General features: G+C 72.9%; 15 protein-coding genes and 2 pseudogenes. 9 read left to right on the top strand and 8 right to left on the bottom strand.

All coding sequences use genetic code 11. The features are described 5' to 3' along the window. Nucleotides 1-12: 12 nt before the first annotated feature. On the bottom strand, nt 13-792 hold the full coding sequence (locus SSOG_RS38455; RefSeq protein WP_009719712.1) for a thioesterase II family protein: 780 nt from the start codon (nt 790-792) through the stop codon (nt 13-15). A gap of 15 nt (nt 793-807) precedes the next feature. Continuing rightward, nucleotides 808-6,984: a non-ribosomal peptide synthetase gene (locus SSOG_RS38450; protein WP_009719711.1), complete on the bottom strand. Its 6,177-nt coding sequence runs from the start codon at nt 6,982-6,984 to the stop codon at nt 808-810. A 434-nt stretch (nt 6,985-7,418) separates the two neighbouring features. Here SSOG_RS38450 and SSOG_RS38445 point away from each other — a divergent pair, with 434 nt between their 5' ends. The 6 genes and pseudogenes from SSOG_RS38445 to SSOG_RS56790 all read left to right on the top strand — a co-directional run bounded on the left by SSOG_RS38445 (nt 7,419) and on the right by SSOG_RS56790 (nt 13,904). Beyond that, a complete protein-coding gene (locus tag SSOG_RS38445; RefSeq protein ID WP_009719710.1) occupies nt 7,419-8,117 on the top strand; it encodes a thioesterase II family protein in 699 nt (232 codons plus the stop codon). 14 nt (nt 8,118-8,131) lie between these two features. After that, nucleotides 8,132-8,962 carry an SDR family oxidoreductase gene (locus SSOG_RS38440; protein WP_009719709.1) on the top strand — a complete coding sequence of 277 codons (831 nt, stop codon included), beginning with the start codon at nt 8,132-8,134 and terminating at the stop codon, nt 8,960-8,962. An 82-nt stretch (nt 8,963-9,044) separates the two neighbouring features. Next, the gene (locus tag SSOG_RS38435; protein WP_106516524.1) at nt 9,045-12,032 is read left to right on the top strand and encodes a non-ribosomal peptide synthetase; all 2,988 of its coding nucleotides are present in this window, start codon (nt 9,045-9,047) and stop codon (nt 12,030-12,032) included. A gap of 65 nt (nt 12,033-12,097) precedes the next feature. Beyond that, on the top strand, nt 12,098-12,655 hold the full coding sequence (locus SSOG_RS38430) for a hypothetical protein (RefSeq protein WP_039939702.1): 558 nt from the start codon (nt 12,098-12,100) through the stop codon (nt 12,653-12,655). A 557-nt stretch (nt 12,656-13,212) separates the two neighbouring features. Beyond that, nucleotides 13,213-13,563: pseudogene (locus SSOG_RS56795) on the top strand (LmbU family transcriptional regulator); the annotation flags it as partial. A gap of 95 nt (nt 13,564-13,658) precedes the next feature. Beyond that, nucleotides 13,659-13,904 carry a hypothetical protein gene (locus SSOG_RS56790; protein ID WP_050800095.1) on the top strand — a complete coding sequence of 82 codons (246 nt, stop codon included), beginning with the start codon at nt 13,659-13,661 and terminating at the stop codon, nt 13,902-13,904. 71 nt (nt 13,905-13,975) lie between these two features. Here SSOG_RS56790 and SSOG_RS38420 read toward each other — a convergent pair whose 3' ends face one another. After that, nucleotides 13,976-14,620, bottom strand: a complete 645-nt coding sequence (locus SSOG_RS38420; protein WP_009719705.1) for an FMN-binding negative transcriptional regulator — start codon at nt 14,618-14,620, stop codon at nt 13,976-13,978. A gap of 238 nt (nt 14,621-14,858) precedes the next feature. Between SSOG_RS38420 and argB the strand changes: the two genes are divergently transcribed. Beyond that, a complete protein-coding gene (argB, locus tag SSOG_RS38415; RefSeq protein ID WP_009719704.1) occupies nt 14,859-15,827 on the top strand; it encodes an acetylglutamate kinase in 969 nt (322 codons plus the stop codon). Between the two features lie 32 nt (nt 15,828-15,859). After that, nucleotides 15,860-16,216 (top strand): hypothetical protein, encoded by a 357-nt coding sequence (locus tag SSOG_RS38410; RefSeq protein WP_039939700.1) that lies wholly within the window; start codon nt 15,860-15,862, stop codon nt 16,214-16,216. Here the strand turns inward: SSOG_RS38410 and SSOG_RS38405 are convergent. Together SSOG_RS38405 and SSOG_RS38400 are read right to left on the bottom strand one after the other, a co-directional pair. Then, nucleotides 16,196-16,939 (bottom strand): class I SAM-dependent methyltransferase, encoded by a 744-nt coding sequence (locus SSOG_RS38405; protein WP_009719702.1) that lies wholly within the window; start codon nt 16,937-16,939, stop codon nt 16,196-16,198. The two genes, SSOG_RS38410 and SSOG_RS38405, sit on opposite strands and share 21 nt — an antisense overlap. A 55-nt stretch (nt 16,940-16,994) precedes the next feature. After that, on the bottom strand, nt 16,995-17,759 hold the full coding sequence (locus tag SSOG_RS38400; RefSeq protein ID WP_039939697.1) for a class I SAM-dependent methyltransferase: 765 nt from the start codon (nt 17,757-17,759) through the stop codon (nt 16,995-16,997). Between the two features lie 123 nt (nt 17,760-17,882). Here SSOG_RS38400 and SSOG_RS38395 point away from each other — a divergent pair, with 123 nt between their 5' ends. After that, nucleotides 17,883-18,479 carry a TetR/AcrR family transcriptional regulator gene (locus tag SSOG_RS38395; protein WP_009719700.1) on the top strand — a complete coding sequence of 199 codons (597 nt, stop codon included), beginning with the start codon at nt 17,883-17,885 and terminating at the stop codon, nt 18,477-18,479. A gap of 13 nt (nt 18,480-18,492) precedes the next feature. Here SSOG_RS38395 and SSOG_RS38390 read toward each other — a convergent pair whose 3' ends face one another. The 3 genes and pseudogenes from SSOG_RS38390 to uriT form a co-directional block, all read right to left on the bottom strand. Beyond that, the gene (locus SSOG_RS38390; RefSeq protein WP_039939695.1) at nt 18,493-19,299 is read right to left on the bottom strand and encodes a nucleotidyltransferase domain-containing protein; all 807 of its coding nucleotides are present in this window, start codon (nt 19,297-19,299) and stop codon (nt 18,493-18,495) included. 77 nt (nt 19,300-19,376) lie between these two features. After that, nucleotides 19,377-19,559: a hypothetical protein gene (locus tag SSOG_RS38385; RefSeq protein WP_009719698.1), complete on the bottom strand. Its 183-nt coding sequence runs from the start codon at nt 19,557-19,559 to the stop codon at nt 19,377-19,379. Next, a pseudogene (gene uriT, locus SSOG_RS38380) lies at nt 19,556-20,993 on the bottom strand (uridine transporter UriT); the annotation flags it as partial. The pseudogene uriT and the gene SSOG_RS38385, both read right to left, overlap by 4 nt.

The following is a 20,993-nucleotide window of genomic DNA, read 5'->3' as shown; positions in this document are numbered from 1 at the left end:
CATCGTGGACGGTCATGCGGGCCTCCGCTCCGGCGCGCCGAGGGTCTGCTCGGCGATGAGCGCGATCACATCGCCGGGCGAGTCGAGGAAGTAGAAGTGCCCGCCGGGGTAGAAGACGGTGCCGAACTCGGCGTTCGTCTGGTTACGCCACCCGTCCACGGTCTCCTTGGGCGCGCGCGGGTCGCCGTCGCCCGCCAGGACGGTGATCGGGCAGTCCAGCGGCGGATCCTGGGCGGTGCGGTGGCGTTCCCAGAGCCTGAAGTCCGCGCGGAGCACCGGCAGGAGGGAGTCCATGACGAACTCGTCCCGGGCGATCTCCTCGTCGATGCCGCCGAGCCCGATCATCTCGGCGCGGAACGCGTCCTCGGGCAGGTCGTGCAGGTGGCGGACCCCGGTCGCGCCGGGCGCGGGCTGCGCGGACAGGAACAGCCGCGCGGGGCCCGGCAGACCCTTCGTACGCAGCGTCTTCGCCAGTTCGAAGGCGAGCGCCGCGCCGCAGGAGTGGCCGAAGAAGGAGAACGAGCCGCCGAGGACGGGGCGCAGCGCCTGGGCGACCACCCCGACCAGCGGGGCGACGTCGGTGAAGGGCTTCTCGGCGATGCGGTTCTGGCGGCCCGGCAGCTGCACGGCGACCAGTTCGATCTCCGGCGGCAGCAGGGGTGCCCAGTCGGCGTAGGTGGTGGCGCCCGCGCCCGCGTGCGGGAAGCAGATCAGCCGATGGCGGCTCCCCGGCTTCCTGGCGCGCCAGACGTACGGGGTCTCGGCGACGAGTTCGGTGCTCAGGACGGACATGGTGTGACGTTCTCCCTAGCTCCTCTTGCGCAGGCGGGGACCGCTTGCTGTGGTGATCTCGTCCCAGTGCGCGGCGAGTTCGGCGATGGTGGCGTGCTGGAAGACCGAGCGGATGGAGACCTCCACGGCGAGTTCATGGCGGATGCGGCCGATCAGCCGGGTCGCGAGCAGGGAGTTTCCGCCCAGTGCGAAGAAGTCGTCGTCGACGCCGATCCGCTCCCGCCCCAGCACTTCGGTGAAGAGCCGGGTCAGCGTCTCCTCGCGCGCGTTGCCCGCCGTGCGGCGCGGTGCGCCGGCGACGTCGGGCAGCCGCCGGGGGTCGAGCCGTCCGCTCGCCGTCGTCGGCAGCGCGTCCAGCACGACCAGCGAACGGGGGACGAGGCGGTGCGGCAGCCGTGCCCGCGTAAAGGCCCGCAGTTCGTCGAGGGCGATCCGCGCGCCCTCGGTGGCGACGACATAGCCGGTGTCGCCGTCGCCTCCGCCGGACGGGGACGGCACGACCGCGGCGTGCGCGACGGACGGGTGGGTCAGCAGGACCGTCTCCGCGGCCCGCCGTCCCGTCCCGCCGCTGCCGTCGGTCTCCTCCACCCGGCCGTCGGCGGTGATCCGGCCGCGTACGCCGGTGCGGTACATACGGGATCCGGCCGGGCCGTAGGGGTCCGCGACGAAGCGCTCCGCGGTCACCGGACCCGGACCCGGACCCGCGCAGCCGTGCCCGTACGCGCCGGCCACGTACAGCTCGCCCACCGCGCCCGGCGCGGCCGGGGCCAGCGACGGGCTGAGCACCCGGACGCGGGCCGGGTCCGCGTGGACCGGTCGGGTCTCCGGCGCCCCCTCGCGGACCTCGACCCTGCGGCCCGCGCACAGGGCGAGCAGCAGGTCGGCCGCGGGGGTGGCCGGGCCGGTCACCAGCGGCGCATCCTCAGCGGGCGCGTCCGGCGCGAACCGGCCGATCCCGGCCGCCAGTCCGGCCCGCGTGACCACCACCCCGTACGGACGCCCCGCCGCGTCCGCCGTGCAGTCGATGAGCGCGAGGTGCCCGGGGCGGGGGCGGGCCGTGCCCGGGGCGGCGGGGCCGGAGTCCACGGTGGCGGGGGCGAGCCGGATCCGGGGGAGATCGCCCCAGGGGAGGCCGTCGGCCTCCTTGTCGAGCACGACGGCCACCGCCTCCGCGTGGCGCAGGACCCGGTCCGACCATGCCGGGGAGTCCTCGGGGTCCATGGGCAGGGCGCAGCCGCCCGCCCGCATCACGGCCAGCAGGGCGACCACCCGGTCCACGGGATCGGAGGCGCAGACCGCCACCACGGAGCCGGGAACCACACCGCCGCGGAGCAGTTCGTCCGCGAGGCGGTCCGCCCGCCGGTCCAGCTCGCCCCGGCCGGTCGTCGCCCCCGCGACGTCGAGCGCCACGGCGTCCGGATCCCCGGCCGCCAGGCGGGCGAACAGCTCCGGGACCGACTCCCCGGGCGCTGCCGGTACGGCGGGCAGGTGACGCTCCTGCGGGGTGAGGACGTCCACCGCCCCGACCCGGCCGTGCGGGTCGGCGAGGAAGGCCCGGAGCGCGCGGAGCAGCCGGTCGCCGAGGGCGGACGCCGCCGCGCGGTCCAGTGCGCCGTTCGTGTACTGAAGGCGCAGCCGCAGCTCAGGGTCCTGGTCGGCCATGACGACGACCGGATAGTGCGATCCGGCGATGTTACGGAAGGCGGGCACGGGCAGTCCGGCCGCGCCGCTCGCCTCGGCGATGCCCGCGCTGTCGAAGGGATACGACTGGAAGACGACCAGGGTGTCGAAGAGCGCGCCGAACCCGGTCGCCTCGTGGATCTCCGTCAGCCCGCAGTCGTGGTGCTCCAGCAGGGCGGCCTGGGCGGCCTGTAGCTCGGCCGCGACCTCGGCGAGCGTCTTCCCGGGTGCGCACCGGGCCCGGACCGGGAGGGTGTTGATGAACAGCCCGACGGTGGTGTCCACCCCGGCCAGGGCGGGCGGGCGCCCCGAGACCGTGGTGCCGAACAGGACGTCCGGGCTGCCGGTGAGTTCGGCGAGTACGACCGCCCAGGACGCCTGGAGGACGGTGTTGAGCGTGGTGCCGGTCTCGGCGGCCCGGAGCGCGAGCGCCCTCGCCTCGTCGGCCGTCACCGGCAGCTCCACCTCGCCGAAGCCGGAGCCGACAGCGTCGTGGTCTACGTCGGTGTCGGGCCGGTCCGGGACGAGCAGCGTGGGTCCCGCGATGCCGTCGAGCGCGTCGGTGTGGGCCCGCACCGACCGTTCCCGGTCGCGGTGTGCGAGCACGCCGAGGAAGTCCCGGAAGGAGGGGGCCTCGGGCAGTGCGGCCGGGTCGGCGTACAGCCACAGCAGATCGCGGAGGAGAAGGGGTTCGGACCATCCGTCGAAGAGGACGTGGTGCGCGGTGAGCAGCAGTTCGGTGCGGTCCGCCCCGACGCGGACGAGCGTCATCCGCAGCAGCGGGGGCGTCGCGGTGTCGAACGGCACGGCGCGGTCCTCGGCGAGGAAGCGCTCGAACTCCGCCTCGGGCAGCGCCCTCTCGCGCCACGGCAGCGCCACGTCCGACACCACCAGCTGGACCGTGTCCCCCGCGGCGTCGGGCAGATAGGCGGTGCGCAGGCTCGGGTGCCGGTCGAGCAGGGCCTGTCCGGCCGCCCGCATCCGCCGCGCGTCGACCGGGCCGTCGAACCCGAAGAGCAGCTGCACCTGGTAGGTGTCGGCCCCGGCCAGCTGCGCGTGGTGGAGCATCCCGGCCTGGAGCGGGGTCAGCGGCCATACGTCGACCAGGCCGGGGTGCCGCTTCTCCCATGCCGTCAGCTCGTCCTGCGCGACGGAGACCAGCGGCACGTCGGAGGGCGTCAGCCCGCCCGCGCCCGGTCGGCCGGTGTGCCGGACCAGTGCTTCCAGCGCCCGCTGCCACAGCTCGGCCAGCTCGCGGACCTCCGCCGGGGAGAGCACCCCGGTGGGGGCGCCGAACACCGCGCCGAGCCGGGGGCCCGCCGGGGTGTCGGTCACCGTCGCGTTGATGTCCACCTCGGACAGGGCGGGCATCGCCGGGTCGTGTCCGGCGTCCAGTTCGGCCAGCTCGGTGAACTCGGCGAGTTCCGCGGTCTGGGTCCAGCCGAGGCCCCGCAGCTCCTCGGGCATGTCGGCGGCCGAGAAGCGGCCCAGGTAGTTGAAGCCGATCTGCCCCATCGAGCGGGTGCGCAACACCTCGGCCGTCTCCGGGTTCAGATACCGCAGCAGCCCGTAGCCAAGTCCCTTGCCGGGGACGGCGAGCAGCTGCTCCTTGACCGCCTTGACGGCGTCACCGGCGGCCGGGCCGCCGGTGAACGCCTCGTCGAGGTCGATCCCGCCCAGGTCCAGGCGCACCGGGAACACGCTGGTGAACCATCCCACGGTCCGGGACAGGTCGGCGCCGGGCACCGACTCCTCCTCCCGGCCGTGGCCCTCCAGCCGCAGCAGGGTCGAGGGTTCGTCCACTCCCCTGGCCCGGCGCCACCGGGCCACGGCCATCGCCAGACCGGCGAGCAGGACGTCGTTGACTCCGCCGTGGAAGGCCGCGGGGACGGCGGTCAGCAGGGCCTCGGTCGCCGGTGCCGGGAGCAGCACCCGGACCTTCTCCACGGTGGACTGCACGTCCACCGCCGGGTCCAGCCGCCGGGTCCCGAGGACCGGGTCGGGTCCGTCGACGATGGAGGTCCAGCGCGGGAGTTCGGCCACCCGCCCGGCGGCCCGCGCCTCGTCGGTCAGCGCGTGCGCCCAGCGCCGTACGGAGGTCACCGGCGCGGGCAGCCCGGGTGCGGTACCGGCCCGTACGTGCTTCCACGCCGCGGCGAGGTCCGGCATGAGGATCCGCCACGACACCCCGTCGACCACCATGTGGTGGAGGCCCGCCAGCAGTCGGCCCGGCCCGGACGGCGGCCGGAACCACACGAACTGCGCCACGGTGCCGGCCGCCGGGTCCAGCCGGGTGGCCAGGGCGCGCAGTTCGGTGACGAGCAGGTGGCGCCAGGGCTCGCCGGACCACTGGCCGTCGCAGGCCACGTCGCGGATCAGCGGCCGTACGTCCACGGACCCCGGCGGCCCGACGAACAGTCCGTCGTCCCGCAGCGTGGCGCGCAGCAGATCGTGGCGGTCGACCACGGCCGCCAGGGTCGCGGCCAGCCCGTCCCGGTCGATGCCGGGCGGCAGTTCCAGGACCACGGCCTGGAGCAGCGAGTCGAAGCCGGGGCCGGTCTCCTGGATCCACCGGGCCACCGGCATCAGCGGCTGGTGGCCCGTTCCGCCGCCGTCGAACTCGGCCAGGACGGGGGCCGGGCCGAGTTCGACGGCGGTGTCGGCGGCCCGGGCCAGCGAGGCGACGGTCCGGTGCTCGAAGATCTGCCGCGAGCTGACCGCCACGCCCTGCGCCCTGGCCCGCGACACCAGCTGGATGGACTGGATGCTGTCGCCGCCGAGGGCGAAGAAGTCGTCGTCGGCCCCGACCCGGGCCCGGCCGAGGACCTCGGTGAAGATGCCCGCGAGGGTCTCCTCGGTGCCGGGCCGCGGTGCCCGGTACGCGGCGCCGGTGAGGTGCGGCACCGGCAGCGCGGCCCGGTCCAGCTTGCCGTTGGGGGTCAGCGGCAGCCGGTCGAGGAGGACGAACGCGGACGGCACCATGAACTCGGGCAGGCGCCGCGCCACGTGCTCCCGCAGCTCATCCGGCAGGGCCGTGCGGGCGGGCGCGGGCCCGTCGTCCCGGGCGGGCACCACATAGCCGACCAGGTGCCGGGCCGTGCCCGCCCCGCGGTCCTGACGGACAATCACGGCGGCGTGTGCGACGGCCGGGTGGGTGAGGAGCGCCGATTCGATCTCGCCGGGTTCGATGCGGAAGCCGCGCACCTTCACCTGGGTGTCGGCCCGGCCCTGGTACACCAGGTCGCCGTCCGCGTTCCTGGTCACCAGGTCGCCGGTGCGGTACATCCGCTCGCCCGGAGCGCCGAAGGGGCAGGCGACGAACCGCTCCGCAGTCAGGGCCCCGCGGTGGAGATAGCCGCGCGCCACTCCGTCGCCCGCGACGTACAGCTCGCCCGTGGCGTCCGGCGGGACGGGCCGCAGCCGGTCGTCGAGGACATGGGCGCGCAGGGTGTCCAGCGGGCGCCCGATGGGGACTTCGGCGTCCCCGGTCGCGTCGGGGTCGATCCGGTGGCTCGTGGCGAAGACGGTGGTCTCCGTCGGCCCGTATCCGTTCACGAACACGGTGCCGGGGCAGGCGGCCACGGCCCGCCGGACGGAGCGGGGCGAGACGCGGTCGCCGCCCACCCACACCTCCCGGAGGCCGGTCAGGCAGCGGACGTCCTCCTCCACCAGGAGGTCGAAGAGCGCGCTGGTCAGCCAGAGCGCGGTGACCCGGTGCCGGGCCACCAGCTCCGCCAGCACACCGGGGGTGAGGTCGGTGGACGGGTCCACGACGATGCGGCCGCCGCGCAGGAGCGGGACCCAGATCTCGTAGACGGACGCGTCGAACGCCAGCGGTGAGTGCAGCAGCACCCGGTCATGGGCGCCGCCGTGCCACCTCCGGTCCGTGGCGAGGGCCACCACATCGCGGTGGGTCACCCCGATGCCCTTGGGGGTGCCGGTCGATCCGGAGGTGTAGATCACGTAGGCGAGCCCCGCCGTATGCCGTGCGCCGTCGGGTTCTCCGGCGGTGTCGTCGGGTTCTCCGGCGGTGTCGTCGGGTTCTCCGGCGGCGCCCTCGTCCTCCAGTTCCGCCGGTGTCACGGCGGGGCAGCGGCCCGGGTCCCCTGGCGCCGTGCCGTCCGCGGTCAGCAGCAGGGCCGGGCGGGCGTCGCGCAGCATGAACCCGACCCGCTCGGCGGGGTAGCCGGGGTCCATCGGCAGGTACGCCGCGCCGGACTTCAGCACCGCGAGCAGGGCCACGACCGACTCCGCGGAACGGGGCAGCGCGACGGCGACGAGCGACTCCGGGCCCACGCCGCGCCGCACCAGGCCGCGGGCCAGCCGGCCGGCCCTGGCGTCCAGCTCCCCGTAGGTCAGCTCCTCGTCGCCCGAGACGACGGCGACGGCGTCCGGCGCCAGCCGGACCTGCCGCGCGAACAGTGCGGGAACCGTCGAGCCGAGGATCCGTCCGGCCGTGTCGTCCGCCGCCGTCAGCGGCAGGGACCGCTCCAACGGATCGTGCACATCCATCACCCCATGCAGACAAGTGGATCGGAAGAATTCGGTTCGCGTCGCGCTGTCACCGGCGGCCTCAATTACCGGGCGGGAATAGTCGCCGGACGTACCGTCGGCGAATTCGAGGCGTGTCGTCCAAACCGCCCGGGACCCCCACACCTTCACGGCTTGGGGCGGCCGGGTCAAGCAGTGAACGGGACACCGGGACAAGGCGTTCCCGATGTCCCGTCGACAGGACACCGGAATGGCTTTACGGTGTTGCGGCGGCGCCCGTCCCTTCGTAGTTTCCACGTACCCGCCGGAAATCGGCACGGTGGCACAGGGACCGCGGTCCTTTACGCCCGAGCGGCCAGCGGCGTCCTGTCGCCGGGACACCGGCCGCCCCGCCCGGGACGTCCCGTACCCGCCGCGCCGTCCGCAGTCAACTGCCCGAAAAAGAACGGGGAATCATGCCGTCACAGCCCTTTCCGCTGGTCTGCCTGCCCTTCGCCGGGAGTGGTGCGGGCTTCTACCGTGCGTGGACGGAGGGGCCGGACCGGGGAATCAAGGTGATTCCGGTCCAGCTGCCCGGACGCGAGGAGCTGTTCCTCGACACGCCCTTCACCGATGCCCTGGAAGCCGCCGCTCAGCTGGCACCGCAGATTGCCGAGCTCACCGCCGAATTCCCGGCTTTCGGGCTCTTCGGGCACAGCCTGGGTGCCGTGCTGTGTTATGAAATCGCCAGGGAATTGCAACGGCTCGGCCACCCGGGTCCCTCACATCTCTATGTGAGCGGCTCGCCCGGGCCGTGGAACGGGCGCGACTCCCGGGCGACCGGCCTGAACGACGAGGAATTCCTGGAGCGCGTCCAGGAATTCGCCGGGTACCGGCACGCGGCGTTCGACAACCCGGATCTGCGGGAGCTGCTGCTGCCCGTACTCCGCGCGGACGTGGCGATGCACGAGAACTACAAGCCGTCGTCGGACGAGCCACTCGGCCTGCCGGTGACCTCGATCCGCGGCGAGACCGACGCCCTGGTCTCCCGGGAGCACGCCCAGCAGTGGCGCGACGTCACCAGGGACGCCTTCCGCTACGTCGAACTGCCGGGCGGGCACATGTATCTGGCCGACGCGGCCGAGGCACTGCTGCGCACCATCGCCGAGCGCTGAGCGAGCGGGGAGTCATGGGCACGTCACTACAGGGCAAGACCGTCGTGATCACGGGCGCGGCCCGGGGCATCGGACGGGAGTGCGCCGTCCGGTTCGCGGACGAGGGCGCCGATCTGGCGCTGCTCGACATCGCCGGGGACCTGGACGCGGTGGGGTATCCGCTGGGCAGCCGGAGCCAGCTGGGCCACACCGCGGAGCTGTGCGAGCGGCGCGGCAGCGCCGTGGTCGCGGCGGCGGTGGACGTGCGCGACACGGCGCAGGTGGACGCTGCCGTCAAGGAGGCGCTGGGGCGCTTCCACACCGTCGACGTCCTGGTCAACAACGCGGGCATCGCGGCCCCGTCGGGGCTGGTGCTCCACGAGATCAGCGAGTCCGACTGGTCGCTGATGCTGGACGTCGACCTCACCGGCGCCTGGCGGATGATGCGGGCGGTCGCGCCGGTCATGGTCGCGCAGCGGTCCGGGAGCATCATCAACGTCTCGTCGACCGCCGGTCTGGTCGGCTACCGCAACTTCAGCGGCTACGTCACCGCCAAGCACGGCCTCATCGGGCTGACCAAGGCGGCGGCGCTGGACTACGCCCCGCACCGGGTCCGGGTGAACGCGCTCTGCCCGGGTTCGGTACGCGACAACCCGCTGGTCGAGGGGCGCATGCTCGCCGAGATCGCGCACTCGCTCGACGTCCCGGCCGGGGAGTACGAGGAACTCTTCCTGCGCGACCAGCCGATGAACACGCTGATCGAGACCTCCGACATCGCGGGCGCGGCCACCTGGCTCGCGGGGGACGACTCCCGGCAGGTGACCGGCGCGGTGATCACCGTCGACGGGGGTTTCACCAGCAGGTGACCGCCCGCGCGCGGCAACGGCACGAGACCGCACCGACACCGGACGGCACCAGACCGCTCCGACACCGGCAGGAGACCGGATCATGGCGACGCACACCGGAACACCCCCGCACCCGAACCACCGGACCCGGCCCGATGCCGCGCCGGTGCCCGATGCCGCGCCGCCGCCCGGCGCCGGACACCCCGTGCTGCCTTCCCGGCGGCACCTGTCCGGGCAGGGCCGCTTCTGCCACGCCCTGATCGCGGACCTGCCCGGTCCGGTGGACGCCGGGACCCTCCGCCGACGGCTCGCGGACGCGGCCCGCCGGTGGGGCCTCACCACGGAACCGCGGCTGCACGAAACCGCGGTACCCGCGCCGGGTGACGCTCCGGCGGCCCGGGAGCGACTGCACCGGGAGGCGCTCCGGCCGGTGCGGGCCGAACTGTCCCCGCTGCGCGCGGTGTTGCTGTCGTACGGCGACGGCTCGGCGCATCTCGTCCTCGTGGGGGTACGGGGCCGGGTGACGCGTACGGCGCTGGAGCGGCTGGCCGACGTCATGGTCACGGGCGCGGCGGCGGGGCCGGAGGCACCGTACTCCGGCGCCGGGTCCGCGCTGCCGCCCGCCGCGCGGTGGACCCCGGTGGACTGGGGGCTCGGGGACCCGGCCGCGCGCGGCATCGTCTCGGCCCGTCCGCTCACCCTGCCGCGCGCCGCGCTGAGCGGACATCAACTGCTGGGCGCTGCCGCCCTGGCCACGGCCCGGTACCAGGGGGAGCCCACCGCGGAGATCGGGCACCTCGACACCCGGCCCGGCGCCCCGGAGGGTGCGCGAGTGCGCACCGTAGCCGTGGACGAGGACCTGACCCCGGCCGGTTTTCTGGCGCGGCTCGGCGGCGCACCCGAACAGGCCGCGCCGGAGCCGCCCGCGGTCGGTCTGGTGGTGTCGGACCCGGCGGCGGACGGCCGGACGCGGCTGCCCGCGCTGGCACCCGTCTTCCCCCTCTCCCTGCACTGCGCGGAGCGGCCCGACGGCACGGTGGAGGCCGCGGCCTGGTACGACGAGGGCGTGATCGCTCCGGGCGTGGCCGAGTGGTTCTGCCGGTCCGTCGAGCACGCGGCCGCCCAGCTGGCGGCCGGCGGGGACAGCGCCCCGCTGGCGGCGCTGCCGGTCCTGCCCGCGGAGGCGGCGCGGGAGGTGTTACGGCTCGGGGGCGCCGAGCGCGACGGCGAGCCTGAAGGTGGCGAGCGGATCGACCGGCGCTTCGAGGCCGTGGCCTCCCGGCGCCCCGACGCCGTCGCTCTCGTGGACGAGCACGAGGAGCTGACGTACCGTCAACTCAATGAGCGGGCCGACGCGATGGCGTCCGGTCTGCACGGACTCGGCATCGCGCCCGGCACCATGGTCGGTGTCTGCCTGGACCGCACCGCCTCCCTCGTCGTGGCGCTCCTCGCCGTCCTCAAGGCCGGATGCGCCTACGTCCCGATGGACTACCGCCACCCCGAGGACCGGCTGCGGTACACCGCCGAGAACGCGGGGCTCCCCCTGGTCATCGGCGAGCCCGGGCGGTTCCCCGCGACGCCGGGCGTACGGGTGGTGGGCGTCGATGAGCTGGGCAGGACTCCCGCGGCGGCCGCCGCGCGGCGCACGAGCCCCGACGAGGCCGCCTACGTGATCTACACCTCGGGCTCGACCGGCCGCCCGAAGGGCGTGGTCGTGCCCCATCGGAACGTGACCGCACTGCTGGCCGCCACCTCGGCGGACTTCGGGCTGGGTCCCGACGATGTCTGGACCCTCTTCCACTCCAGCGCCTTCGACTTCTCGGTCTGGGAGATCTGGGGCTGTCTGCTCACCGGCGGCCGGCTCGTCGTCGTCCCGTACTGGACGGCCCGTGACACCGACGAGTTCCACCGGCTGCTGGCCGAACGGCGGGTGACGGTGCTCAACCAGACGCCGTCCGCCTTCGCCCAGCTCGTGCGCGCCGACCGGACCACGCCCCGGGAACTGTCCGTACGGCTCCTGGTGTTCGGCGGCGAGCCGCTCGACGTGCGGGTGCTCGCGCCGTGGTTCGCCCGCCACTCCCCGACGTGGTGCCGTGCGGTGAACATGTTCGGCATCACCGAGACCACCGTCCATGTCACCGCGCAGACGGTCACCCCGGCCGAGCTGGTCGCCGGGTCCCGTTCGGTCGGACGCCCGCTGCCGGGCTGGTTCCTGTCCGTACGGGACGCCAAGGGCCGGGTGCTGCCGCCCGGTGCGGCCGGGGAGATCTATGTCGGCGGAGCCGGGGTGGCGGACCGCTACCTGGGGCAGCCCGAGCTGACGGCGCAGCGGTTCGTCGTGGACGAGGCCACGGGGGAACGCCTCTACCGCAGCGGGGACAAGGGGCGGCTGCACCCCGACGGCAGCCTCGACCATCTCGGCCGCCTCGACAACCAGGTCAAGATCCGCGGCTACCGCATCGAACTGGACGAGATCCGGTCCGTGCTCGCGGGCGACCCGGCCGTGAGCGCCGCCGTCGTCGTGGCCGGACAGGCGACGCCCGGCGATTCCGCGAGCAGCCGGATCGACGCGTACGTGGTCCTCGACGAACGGCACGGCCCGGCCGCCGACACCGGCCGGCTGCTCGCCAACGCCCGCCGCATCCTGCCCGACTACATGGTCCCCTCGACGCTCACCGTGATCCCCGCCGTCCCCCTCACCCCCAACGGGAAGCCGGACGTCGCACAGCTCCCGCCGCCCGCCGTCCACGACCGGGCCGCCGGGCGGGCCAGCGCAGACGGCGGACGGACGGACGAGGCGGCTGGGACGGCCGGGACGGCACCGGCCGACGGCGTCGCCCGGGAGATCCTGGAGATATGGGGACAGGCCCTCCGCACGCCGGTGACCCACGAGGACAACTTCTTCGAGCTCGGCGGCAATTCGCTCCTGGTGGTGCACGTGCTCACCACCCTGCGCGAGAGGGGTCTGCCCGGGGTGCCGCTGCGCGACTTCTACGCGCACTCCACGGCCGGGGAGTTCATCCGGCTGGTCGAGGGCCTGCACACGGACGCCGTGGCGGACGGGGACGCCGTGCCGGTGCCGCGGGGGTAGCCGGGCCGCGCCGCCCCGAAGGGACGGACTTGCAGGTCGCCCCACGTCAGCGCGAGGATGACACCATGGAACTGATGCGGTACGTCGACGACCTGCGGCAGGAACTGATCACTGCCGCCGAGGCGGGTGACGCGCGGACCCGCGAGGTCGCCGAGCGTCTCGTCGCACCGCTCTCCGCCAGCGTTCGGCTGGTCCTGCTCGACGCCCTGTCGGCCGCCGCGGACGAGATCACCCGCGAGCTGGCGCCGGGCGCGGTCGAGGTCCGGCTGCGGGGGCTCGACCCCGGGTTCGTGGTCACGCTCCCGCCGTCCGAGGAGCCCTCGGACGAGTCCGCGCGCCCCTTCGCGCAGCCGTTCAACGGCACGCCGCCGCTCGCCCCGCCGGACGCCCCGGCCGCGCCTGGCGCCCCGGGCGCCAAGGATGGCGCCACCGCGCGCGTCAACTTCCGGCCGCCCGAGCAGCTGAAGGCCCGGATCGAGGAGGCCGCGAGCAGGGAGGGGCTCTCGGTCAACGCCTGGCTCGTACGGGCGGCCTCCGCGATGCTGCACCACGAGGACCCCGGCCGCCGCAGCGAACGGCGGGCCCCGCAAGTCAGCCAGAACTACACCGGCTGGGTGAAATAGACCTCCCCGGACCAAAGCACATGAAGTCCGGCTTCCCGTCGGGGAAATGTTGCGGAACATAATCCTCCGATTTTCGCGTTAAACCAGTTCGCGGAGCATTGCCCCGCACCACTCGATAATTAACGCTCGGCGTTCCGCAATTTCCTTGAATCCTCCGCAGCCGCGGGTTCTACTGATACCACCTTGAAACGGGGTCGGGGGACCCTCACCACGCCCGCCGGATGCGGGCTGTGACTGCCATGCGTAGGGGGACTTGTGATCGAGGCATACGGGGCGAGTGGCTACTGCTGGGCGATGACGCGCGTATACAACCGCGCCTGCCCTCCTTCTGACAGCCGTCGACCGCATTCGGACACCGCCTGACCCGGATGAACGGCCCACGGGCCTCTGCCCGGACTCTGCGACAGGTGAGCATCCGGTTCCACATCACCGCGCGCGACATCGACCACTGCGCGCCGGAGCCGCATGCCCTTCGACGGCCACCCGCGTAAGCCGCTCCTCGTCCGCGAGCGCGACGCGATCCGTCGCCCCGTGGACGCACATGCATACGGAGGACGATGATGAACCAATCCAGCGATCTCGACCGCCCCAAGGTCGTCCTGTTCGGCAAGCGGCCGGACGCCGAACGGCAGCGAAGAACGGGGCCCGCCGACACGCGTGGCCAGGTGCTGACGACCAACGTGGGGCTGCGGATCCCGGTGGGCCTGACCTTCGACGACTGGGAACGCGCCGGGCGTCAGCTCTCCAGCATCGTGAACTCCTCCTCCTGGTGGCTGGGCGACTGGCTGGTCTACGGCAAGCACCACTACACCGACCGCTACCAGCGCGGTATCCGCACCGCCGGGCTCCAGTACCAGACGCTGCGGAACTACGCATGGGTCTCGCGGCGCTTCGAACTGCACCGCCGCCGCCCCGCGCTGACGTTCCAGCACCACGCGGAACTGGCCTCGCTCTCGATCGAGGGAGCAGGAACCAATGGCTCGACCGCGCCCGAGCAGAATGGATGGGGTGGACCACCAAGCAGTTGCGCCACGCGCTCCGGCTGGCCCGCGAGGACGACATCAACCACGGCAGGGCGACCGAGCCCACCCGTCAGCTCGCGGTGCCCGGCAACCGGCTCCAGTGGTGGCACAAGGCCGCGGAGCTCTCGGGGACCGACCTCGAACAGTGGGTGCTCGCCACGCTCGACAGGGCCGCCGAACGGGCCCTGGAGGAGGTCGTGGAGGAGCCGCAGGAGATCAGCGGCTGACGGCCTCCTTCGCCGCGCCGGACGGCACGGTCCGGAGCCCGCACTGCCGGCGCAGTGCGGGCTCCGGGCCGTCACGGCAGGCGGCTCATGTACGCGGCCGTCTCCTGGTGCCGGCCGCACTCCCGCCCGGCGAACGACTTCCGCACCCGGTCGCGGACCTCCGGCTGCTGCTCCTGGCTGAGCTTGAACATCCCGTCCACGTTCCGCACCATGATCCGGAATGCCCCGACACCGGGCACGATCTTGCGGAAGTAGTCGATCGATGCGGCCATGTCCCAGCCCTCACCGAAATCGGCCTCGAAAGCCCGCACGGTGGATTTCACCACTTCCAGGGTTTCCTCGGTGGACGGAATCCGCTCCACGACCCCGCGCACATGGACCGAGGTGAAGTTCCAGGTCGGGGCCGCCGGTGTCACCCCGTACAGGGTCGGCGAGACGTACGCGTGCGGGCCGCTGAAGGCGATGCGGACGACCGCGCCGTCCTCCAGGGCCTGCCACTGGGGGTTGTCCCGGTTCATGTGCCCCAGCAGGGTCGCCTCCGACAGCCGCTCGGACCAGTCGCCGGTCATGGCGGGGTCCGGTATCACCGGCAGGTGCGTCGCGAAGGGGGGCTCGCCCGCCGCGCCGTTGCTCATCATCAGGGCCAGCGGATTTCCGCGGATGATGTCGACCATCCACGAACTGTCCGGTTCACGGTAATGACTGGGGACAAACATCCGAGAGGCATCCTTCCGGCAATGGACAGATACGTCTGTGCATCAGTCCCGGGACGCTACCATTGAATTTCCCGAGCGGCGAAAAAGGAAACGGATAACCGGGTCTGGTTGTCCTGTCGGCGGGACAGAATCTTGGACGCACGGTATGTTCCGGCATTGCGATAAAGAATAATGCGCACCGCGCCACCCGCACTTTTCGGCCCGCCGCATTTCCCGCCACCTCGTGGAGGAGCCGCACGTGACCGCCTCAGCAGCACAGGCTTTACCGGCCCGGCACTCCGCCGCCTCCGGGCGCAAGGATCGATTAACCGTCATCAAACTGGGCGGCAACGCCATGGTCGACGGGGAGCTGGAGGCGTCGTTCGCCGACGACGTCGTACGGATGCACCGGGCCGGGCTCCAGCCGGTCGTGGTGCACGGCGGCGGTCCGCAGATCAGCGCCGAGCTGGAACGGCACGGGCTGACGGCAACGTTCCGGGGCGGGTTGAGGGTCACCACGCCCCGCGCGATGGGCGTGGTCCGGATGGTGCTGGCCGGCCGGGTCCAGCGCGAGCTGGTCGGGCTGATCAACCGCCATGGCCCGCTGGCGGTCGGCATGACGGGCGAGGACGCGGACACCGTCACCGCCGTACGGCACCTGCCGGTGATCGAGGGCAGACCGGTGGACATCGGCAGGGTCGGTGAGATCAGCGCGGTGGACACCACCCTGCTCCGGACGCTGCTCGCCGACGGCCGCATTCCGGTGGTCTCCCCCATCGCCCGCAGCGCCGACGACGACGGCATCTACAACGTCAACGCCGACACCGCGGCCGCGGCCCTGGCCTCCGCCCTGGGCGCCGGTGAACTGCTCCTGCTCACCGATGTCCAGGGGCTCTACGCGGACTGGCCGGACAGCCACGAGGTGATCGAGCGCCTGACCGCCACGGAACTGGAGGCGCTGCTCCCGGAGTTGTCGCACGGTATGACGCCGAAGATGGCGGCCTGCCTGCACGCGGTGCGCCACGGGGTCGACAGGGCCCGGGTCCTCGACGGCCGCGTCCGCCACGCCGCCCTGGCCGGGCTCCGGCCGGACGAGCGGTCCGGCACCACGGTCGTACCGGACGCCAAGCCGTCGCCGATTGACCGCATGGCGCCACACATGGCGTCACGCAACTCCACCTGCGCTTATGGTCCGCAAGGGTCCTCTGACGAGCGAACGGACCCTTAACTTTGGCACCACGTATGCGTCATGATGGCATCATGGACTTCACCCCCCACGCCGACTACCTCCGACACGAGCCTGTGGCCATCGCCGACATCACCGGGAAGGCGCCGGGAGGCAGCACGCCCGCCGGGCACATCCGGCTCCGGTTCGCCGACGCGCACTCCCTCGAAGCGGCCATGACCGCCTTCGGCCCGGTGACGCGCGACGACGAGGCGCTCGCCGTGTACATCCCCACCGACGGCGGCATCCCCGCCCTCCGCGCCGTCCTGGACACCCTCGACAGCGCCTCGATCGAGGCCGAGGCCCTCACCGTGCACACCCCCGACCTCGACGACATCGCCCTCGCCCTCACCGGCCCCATGCGAGCCGCGTCAGAGGTCGGTCACCAGTAGCCGGTACCCGACGTCGATGGCCTCGAGCCCGAGGAGTTCCGCGTGACGGAGGTGCCAGCGGCCGGTCGCCACGTCGTCCGCGAGCCGGGCCAACCCGGGTGCGGTGACGGTCTCACCGGTCTGCGCGAGCAGGGAGATCCCCGCGCGCACCTGCGGGTCGAGGTAGGCATGCGGACGCCGCCAATACGCGGCGGCGAACCCGTCCGAGCAGTCATGGGGGACCAGCACCGGCTCCCGGCGTGCGCCACCGAGGAGGGCGGCCAACTGCTCGGTGGGTACGGCACGGGTGTCGTCGAACGCGGCGGCCTCGGGGAGGTAGTCCCGTACGAGCCAGAACCGTTCGCGGAAGATGCGCTGGTCCCACGTCAGGACGACGATGCGGCGGCGGGCAACCCGGCGCAGTTCCCTGATTCCGGCCGTCAGGTCGGTCCAGTGGTGGACCGTCAGCACCGCCAAGACCGCGTCGGCGGCATCGTCGCCCAGCGGCAGCCGTTCAGCGACCGCCCGCACCGCGGGCGCCGATCCGGACGGACGCTGGGCCAGCATGACGCGGCTGGGCTCGACCGCGAGTACCGTCCGCGGCGGTTCGTACGAGCCGGTGCCCGCGCCGACGTTGATCACATCCGTGACGTCCCCGAGTGCGGCGTGGATCTGCGCGGCGATCCGCGGATCGGGTCGTCGGGTCCGGGCGTATGTCGCGCCGAGCGTGTCATAGGTCGCCATGCCGGTAAGTCTGCCCAGCGGCCGTGTCCCCTCGCCCGGAAGGGACCCGCCTCGGTCAGGCGGAATCGGTTCGCGTCGCGGCGACCGCCACGGTGGCGTAGTGCATCGTGAAGCTGCCTCCCGCGGCGTCGATGGCCGTGCCGACGCCCGCCAGCACCTCGTCCAGCTCGGCCTGCGGGAGCCGGGTGAAGGCGCCCTGGGTGGGGAGTTGGTCCAGCCACTCGTCCCGCGTGTAGGGCTGTTCCCAGTCGAACCGCCACTGCTCGGGGTCGGTGAACGCGCCCACCTCCCGCATCCGGTCGGCCGTCTGCGCGCACAGCGCGGTGTACCCCTCCGCGGCAGGCACCGCCCATTGGCGGACGGCGATCGAGTCGGGGATCACGCGGCGGTAGACATCGGTGAAGGCTTCCGTCAGTTCGGGCGAGGGCTGGGCCGCGTTCCAGAACAGGGCCAGCAGCCCACGGGGGCGTAGCGCCTGTGCCGCCTTGGCGGGTCCGGCGAGCGGGTCCACCCAGTGCCAGGTCTGTCCGGACACGACGGCGTCGAACCTCCGGTCGGCCGGGTCCCAGTCTTCGAAGGACGCCACCTCGACGTCGATTCCGCGCCGGCGCGCCAGGTCGGCCATCCGGGCGTCGACCTCGACGCCCAGCACCCGGGAACCGGCCTCGGCGAACTGCCGGGCCACGATGCCGGTGCCGCAGCCGACGTCGAGGACGTCAGGGCCGGGGCCGGCGGCGACGATCCGGTCCACCAGGGCTTGGGGGTAGCGGGGCCTGGCCCGGTCGTAGCGTTCGGCGTCCGAACCGAAGGACTCCGCCACCTGTCGGTGTCGATGAGTCGTGTGTGCGGGGCGAGGGGGCTCGCCCCGGCGGTAAAAGTGGGCATGCGCCCACCTATGAGTGGGGCACATGCCCACTCGTCAAAGGGAAGAAGGAGTTGCGCGGTGCCCACGGGAGTAGCCATCCGCGATGTGCGCGACCAACTGTTCGACGCCGCCGAGCGCATCCTGCTCCGGGACGGGCCGAGCGCCCTGACCAGCCGGGCGGTCACCACGGAGGCGGGCTGCGCCAAGGGCGTCCTGCACCGGCACTTCGCCGACTTCGACGCCTTCCTCGCCGAACTCGTGCTGGACCGCATCGCCCGGATCGACGACCTGGCCGCCGCCCTGCGTGCGTCCGCCGGAACCGGCACCGTCGCGGACAACCTCACCCAGGCGCTGATGGACGTGTTCGGGGCGGTCGCGGTGGCCATCGTCAGCCTCGTGACCTCCCGGGACGACCTGCGCTCCCGGCTGCGCGAGGTCAGGCCCACCGGCGTGCCGATCCTGACCGAGGCCGCGATCGCGATCGCCTCCTACCTCACCGCCGAGCGCGAACGCGGCCGCATCACCGCGGATGCCGACGTCGACACGCTCGCCCCCACCCTGATCGGGGCCGCGCACATGCTCTTCGCCGACCGCCACGGCACCCCGCCGGAGCCCGGAGCCGTCCGCAAGGTCGTGACCGCGGTCATGGCCGGGGTCGAGCACGAAGCGCCGTGATGCGTAGACCTGTTCAGGGACGCGGGGCTCTCTCGCCGTGCACGGCGGTGTACTCGGCCGCGAGCCAAGGACCGAGGTCGTCGATGAGCATCCCGAGCACCGCCGGGTCGGGTGAGGGTGTACGGCCCATGGACGCGGCGGCACGCATCTGCTCGGCGCGCTCGGGATAGTAACGGCCGAACAGCTCGGCGGACTGGTCGAGATCGCTGGTCCAGCCACCCCATCGGGGCATGACCAGGGTGAATCCGGTACGGACGGTGCGCCGGCCGACGCGGCGCCCGAAGCTCCGGCGTTCGGCGTCCGTGGCGGCTTCGGCCGCCTTCGCCCGCCAGTGGGGAAGCAGGCGGGCGAAGTCCCCGTTGGTCTCCCGGGCGAGGAGGCTTGTGGGGCGGTAACGGGGCAGTTGTTCCGCGAGGTCGGGGCCCAGCAACGGGGTGCAGAGGCAGGCGATGAAGAACCCGGCGTCGTGACGTTCGATGCCGCTGAGCAGGAACCGCGCACTGCTCACCAGGATCCCGGCGCCGTTGATCTGCGGGAACGCACGGTCGAGTGCGGTCTCGATCGCTGTGACGTCGGCGCGGTCGGCCTCGGTGGGCTCGTCGTGGAGGGCGAGTTGGAGGTCGAGGTCGGAGACGCCGGGGGTGGCGGTGCCACGGGGGATGCTGCCGTAGAGGTAGGCGCTGTGCAGGCGCGTGCCGCCGAACGTCCCGGTGATGTGAGCGCGGGCGGCATCGACGACGGGGACGAACGCGGTCGGCACGCGGTCCAGCGCGCCTTCGCGTGCGATGGTTCCGTCGTGGTCCAGCCCTCGTTCACTCATGGGGCCACTGTGCCGTGTGCCGCTGTGCGCTGCCGAGCGGATTTCGGCAACGGCGCTGTCGCCCCTGCCAGACACGCTCACCCCGAGACGCCCGACAGCGCCATCGCCGCCATCACCACGGTGAGCAGACCGACGTAAGCCCAGGCGTAGATCCGGTCCAGGATGCGCGGTGGGCGCCACCGCAGCACCCAGATGACCGGCAGGGCACCGGCGAGCACGCCGCGCTTCACCATGAGCGGATGGCGCGTCGTGAGCGTCACGGCGTCGCTTCGGCCTCCACCGGCTTGGGGATGAGGAACGACGTCACGAAGGCGGCGGCGATGAGTGCGGCTCCCGTGATGATGCCCGCGCCGTAGCCGGTGGTGGACGTCTTGTCCGCGGGTTCGGCGGCGGTCTGCGCCGCGTAGACGAGGGCGAAGCTGAGGCCCGCGCCGAGATTGAAGGCGCCCGCGTTCAGGCCCGGCAGGAAGCCGGGGTTCTCCTTCGGGGACAGGACGATGCCGAGGCCGTTGAGGACGATGTTGCCCACGCCCGCGTAGGTGATGCCGATGAGGATCGACGCCGCCAGGAGCAGCGGGCGGGAGTCGGCTCGCAGGGTGAGGAGCATCAGGGCGAGGGTGGCGGCCGCGCCGATGAGGCCGAGGCGCAGGATGCGGCCGTAGCCGTGGGTGGCGGCGAGGCGACCGGCGAGCGGGCCCATGGCCAGGCCCGCGAGCGCGTACGGGATCAGGGTCCACCAGGCGGACTGTTCGGCGGTCATGCCGAAACCTGCCTGGGCGTCCTGGGCGAAGGCGGGGATCAGGCCGTTCATGACGGCGAACACACCGGTCATGGTGAGCACGGTGGTCAGCAGCAGGGCCCAGGTGGAGCGCTGACTGAGGTGGTGGGTGGCCACCAGGGGGTGGCTGCTGCGGTCCTCGGTCCGCCAGAACAGGGCGAAGGCGATGGCGGTGACGACGAACAGGGCGGCGACGAGCGGCCAGTTGGCGTCGGCGAGCTTCCCGGCCTCGTTCAGGGCGATCAGGGCCGCTCCGACGGAGACGACGAGGAGGGCGACACCGGGCCAGTCCATACGGCTCTCAGCTCCCGCGGACTCGGTGGCGACCGACTCGGGGGTGAGGGTGGCGACCAGGACGGTGGCGAGCGCGGCGACGGCGGCCATGGCCCAGAAGATGGACGAGAAGCCATGGTGGTCGGCGAGGTATCCGCCCGCGAGGGAGTCGACACCGGCGACGCCTCCGTTGACGGCGGTGATGACGCCGAGGAGGGTGCCGTACTTCTTCGGCTCGTGGACCTCGTTGCGCAGCATGATCAGGCAGAGCGGCACGGTGGGTCCGGATACGCCCTGGATGACGCGGCCCGCGAAGAGCACGGGGACGCTCCCGGCGAGCGCCGCCATCACACAGCCGACGGCCATCAGCGCCAGCATTCCGGCCAGGACCCTGCGGCGGCCGATGAGGTCGCCCAGGCGGGGCAGGAAGAGCGAGAAGAGGGCCGCCGAGGTGAAGAACGCGGTCTGCCTCAGGCCCCCCTTCGGCCGAGGTCGCCCCGAGGGAGTCCTCGATGCTCTTCAGGGCGGGGCTGAGCATGCTCGCGTTGAGCTGGAAGGCGAAGCAGCCCGTCAGGAGCGCGGTGTCCGGACCCAGATCCGGACGGGTCGTGTGCCGCCCGGTCTGCCCCCGGGGCGCGGGTGG

This window comes from Streptomyces himastatinicus ATCC 53653 (assembly GCF_000158915.1).
In the GTDB taxonomy this organism is placed as follows: Bacteria; Actinomycetota; Actinomycetes; order Streptomycetales; family Streptomycetaceae; genus Streptomyces; species Streptomyces himastatinicus.
This window is presented reverse-complemented; position numbering and strand designations above follow the sequence as displayed.

Coding starts and splice junctions, on each gene's coding strand:
- SSOG_RS38455 (WP_009719712.1), bottom strand. CDS start 792: ATGTCCGTCCTGAGCACCGAACTCGTCGCCGAGACCCCGTACGTCTGG.
- SSOG_RS38450 (WP_009719711.1), bottom strand. CDS start 6,984: ATGGATGTGCACGATCCGTTGGAGCGGTCCCTGCCGCTGACGGCGGCG.
- SSOG_RS38445 (WP_009719710.1), top strand. CDS start 7,419: ATGCCGTCACAGCCCTTTCCGCTGGTCTGCCTGCCCTTCGCCGGGAGT.
- SSOG_RS38440 (WP_009719709.1), top strand. CDS start 8,132: ATGGGCACGTCACTACAGGGCAAGACCGTCGTGATCACGGGCGCGGCC.
- SSOG_RS38435 (WP_106516524.1), top strand. CDS start 9,045: ATGGCGACGCACACCGGAACACCCCCGCACCCGAACCACCGGACCCGG.
- SSOG_RS38430 (WP_039939702.1), top strand. CDS start 12,098: ATGGAACTGATGCGGTACGTCGACGACCTGCGGCAGGAACTGATCACT.
- SSOG_RS56790 (WP_050800095.1), top strand. CDS start 13,659: ATGGGGTGGACCACCAAGCAGTTGCGCCACGCGCTCCGGCTGGCCCGC.
- SSOG_RS38420 (WP_009719705.1), bottom strand. CDS start 14,620: ATGTTTGTCCCCAGTCATTACCGTGAACCGGACAGTTCGTGGATGGTC.
- SSOG_RS38410 (WP_039939700.1), top strand. CDS start 15,860: ATGGACTTCACCCCCCACGCCGACTACCTCCGACACGAGCCTGTGGCC.
- SSOG_RS38405 (WP_009719702.1), bottom strand. CDS start 16,939: ATGGCGACCTATGACACGCTCGGCGCGACATACGCCCGGACCCGACGA.
- SSOG_RS38390 (WP_039939695.1), bottom strand. CDS start 19,299: ATGAGTGAACGAGGGCTGGACCACGACGGAACCATCGCACGCGAAGGC.